Origin of the sequence: Streptomyces thermovulgaris (assembly GCF_002155915.1) — a bacterium.
GTDB classification, from domain to species: Bacteria; Actinomycetota; Actinomycetes; order Streptomycetales; family Streptomycetaceae; genus Streptomyces; species Streptomyces thermovulgaris.
In genome coordinates this window covers 1-2796 of the sequence record NZ_MUME01000450.1, presented here as the reverse complement: position 1 = coordinate 2796, position 2796 = coordinate 1, and the positions used below count along the sequence as shown (strand labels likewise).

Here is a 2796-nt window from a genome sequence, read left to right as displayed (position 1 = left end):
GCACCCCATGGCCCAGCCCGGGGCCGGGCTGGGCCATGGGGTGCACGAAGCGCGGCGTGGCCCTGCGGTACAGCATCAGCTGCCGTGTCGTCGGTCCGAACTCGGCGACGTGCGCCGCGCAGCGAGGGCACTCCATGAGGTGGTCCTCGAAGCGGAAGGCTTCCGCCTCGTCCAGCACGCCGAGCGCGTACGCGCCGACGTCGCCATGTCTTTCCAGGGACCTCATGCCGAATCCTCGTGCCTGTGAGCGGGGGTGGGGTTACTCCTTGCTCCCACCCGTACGCAGCCGACGGCCGGATCACTCAGGCAGGCACCGAATCGTAATCAAAGAGGTTCGGAGCGGCCGGGTCCGCGGATTGGCCGGAATCTAAAAAAGATGGATGGCGAGATGTCCGAGGGGCAGTCCGAGCTGCCAGGCGGGCGTCCACACCTTGGGTCCCTCGTCCTCTCCGACCGCCCCGGCGATGCCGCCCGGCACCGCGTCCAGGTCGGGGGCGAGCAGCTCGGTCTCCCGCAGCCACCGCCAGGCGGCCTCGGCCAGCGCCAGGTCGGGGGAGTGCACCCCGCGGGCGTGCGCGTCGGCGGCGAGATCGGCCATCCGCTCGCACACCCAGTCCTGCCACGGCTGGTCGTAGGCGGTCAGCGACAGCCAGGTCTCCAGCCGCGAGACCACCCGGGCGCCGGAGAGCTCGCCGTCGGGGTCGGAGAGGAAGACGGTGAGCGCCAGCGCGTCCCGCCCGGCGCGGAACTCGAAGGACGTCGGCGGCATCAGATCGCCGGTCCGCAGCAGTTCGTCCGCGATGTACTCGGCGTACAACCACGCCATGGGGACGGTCAGTTCGCCGCCGTCGTGGCCGTCCGTGCTCTCTTGCCCTCTGTGCTGCATTCCTTCCTGCCTTCCTCCTGTGCGCGTTCCCGGCCCGGCCCCGGATGGGGGACTCGTCCGGAACACGGATGAGGACAGCCGATTACCCGGCGAAGGTCCGCAGCAAGGCGCTTTACGAAGACTTGACCCTGAAGTCGGTTTCATCGCAGGTCGGCCGCGTATCCCGGGAGCATCCGGCGCAGGGCGCGCAGCGCGTAGAACGCACGGGACTTCACGGTACCGGGCGGAATTCCCAGCGTTCGGGCGGCCTCCGCCACACTGGCCCCCTGGAAGTACACCAGCACCAGGACTTCACGGTGCTCCGGGGTGAGGGTCTTCACGGCCTCCCGGACGTCCAGCATCGCGGCGGCCCGCTCGGCGTGGTCGGCGATGACCCGCGCGTTCTCCAGGTCGGCGTCCCCGACCTCCGGCGGCCGTGCCTGCCGGGCCCGGCGCGCGTCGATGGCGAGCCGGCGTGCGACGGTCAGCAGCCAGGGCCGTACGGAGTCGAAGGCGTCGGCGCGCAGCGCCTCGGGATGCTGCCAGGCCCGTACGAGCGTCTCCTGCAACAGGTCCTCGGCACGCTGGCGGTCGCCGTCGCACAGGCGCAGCAGCAGCGCGAACAGCGGCCTTCCGTGCTCACGCTGCAGGGCGGCGAGCTCGTGCTCGGCGGTCGTCGTGGTGTGCGAGAGAGTGATTCCGGCCGTCATGGCCGTATGGCATCGCAGAGGGCCCCACGGGGACAGGGACCGTACACCGTTGTGCGACGGACGGTCGATCGCGTCGCCGAACGGTTCGACGAACGGTCCATCAGCCCCCTGTCGGCCCCTCGCTGTCCGTCGGACGGGCCAACGACGCACCGATCCCGTTTGCGGAAGCCGTCAGCTTCGTACCCATTTGTCTGTCCATACGACCGCTGTGGGGTGAACCGATGATCGCACGCAGACGGCAGGTGGGTCTGGTCGTGACGGCCCTTCTCGCCGCGGCCGCCGCCTGCCAGAACCATCACAGGGAGCAGCACGCCTCGCCCGGACGCCCGGCCCCGTCGGCGTCGCGCGCCGCGACGGCACCCGCCGCGGAGACGCCCTCCGCGTTCACGCTCGTCGCCTCCGGCAGCATCCTGCCGGATCCCTCGGTCGTCGACAGGGCCCGCTTCGACGGGGGCGGCGTGAGCCACGACTTCCGGCCGATGCTGGAGGACGTCCGGTCCGTCGTCTCCCGGGCCGACCTGGCGCTGTGTCACCTCGGCGTCCCGCTCGGCACGAACGTCCCCCACCCCGCCGCGTCCCGCTTCGTGGCCCCGCCCGAGCTGGCCCAGGCGCTCGCCGCGACGGGCTACGACAGCTGCTCCACCGCCTCCGAGCACACCCTCGACGCCGGCGCGGAGGGTGTCCGGTACACCCTGGACGTCCTCGATCAGGTGGGGGTGCGGCACGCCGGGTCGGCGCGGGGCGAGACCGAGGCGCGCGGCACGCTCCTGCGGGCGGGCGGCGCGCTGGTCGCCCATCTGGCCTACACCGGCGACTCGGACGTTCCGCTTCCGTCCGGGCAGCCGTGGGCCGTCCGCCTGATCGACGAGGACCAGATCCTCGCCGACGCGAAGGCCGCCCGCGCGGCGGGCGCCGACGTCGTGGTCGTGTCCCTGCACTGGGGCCCGGCCTGGGAGGAGGCGCCCGACGAGCAGCAGACCGACCTGGCCCGCAGGCTCACCGGGGCGCGGACCGGCGGCCGGCCCGACATCGACCTGATCCTCGGGACCCGCGCCCACGTTCCGCAGCCGTACGAGAAGGTCAACGGCACCTGGGTGGTCTACGGCACCGGTGACCAGATCGCCGGGCAGCCGGCCGGTGAACGCACCCCGCGGGACGTGCGCTCCCGCCAGAGCACCCTCGCCCGCTTCACCTTCGCCCCGCCCGCCCGGCCGGGCGGGC

The 2796-nt window shown here is 72.5% G+C and carries 4 protein-coding genes; 1 reads left to right on the top strand and 3 read right to left on the bottom strand.

The window, feature by feature from the left end; genetic code table 11:
• The 3 genes from CCN35_RS26170 to CCN35_RS26160 form a co-directional block, all read right to left on the bottom strand.
• On the bottom strand, nucleotides 1–226 hold a 226-nt coding region (locus CCN35_RS26170; RefSeq protein WP_143631837.1), incomplete at its 3' end, for a zf-HC2 domain-containing protein.
• A 141-nt stretch (nucleotides 227–367) separates the two neighbouring features.
• Entirely contained in the window at nucleotides 368–886 is a 519-nt protein-coding gene (locus CCN35_RS26165; RefSeq protein WP_067388509.1) for a hypothetical protein, read from the bottom strand.
• Nucleotides 887–1026: 140 nt separating this feature from the next.
• Nucleotides 1027–1575 carry a sigma-70 family RNA polymerase sigma factor gene (locus CCN35_RS26160; protein WP_067388511.1) on the bottom strand — a complete coding sequence of 183 codons (549 nt, stop codon included), beginning with the start codon at nucleotides 1573–1575 and terminating at the stop codon, nucleotides 1027–1029.
• A gap of 221 nt (nucleotides 1576–1796) precedes the next feature.
• Between CCN35_RS26160 and CCN35_RS26155 the strand changes: the two genes are divergently transcribed.
• Nucleotides 1797–2796: CapA family protein (locus tag CCN35_RS26155; protein WP_107501100.1), on the top strand; the 1000-nt coding region annotated here is incomplete at its 3' end.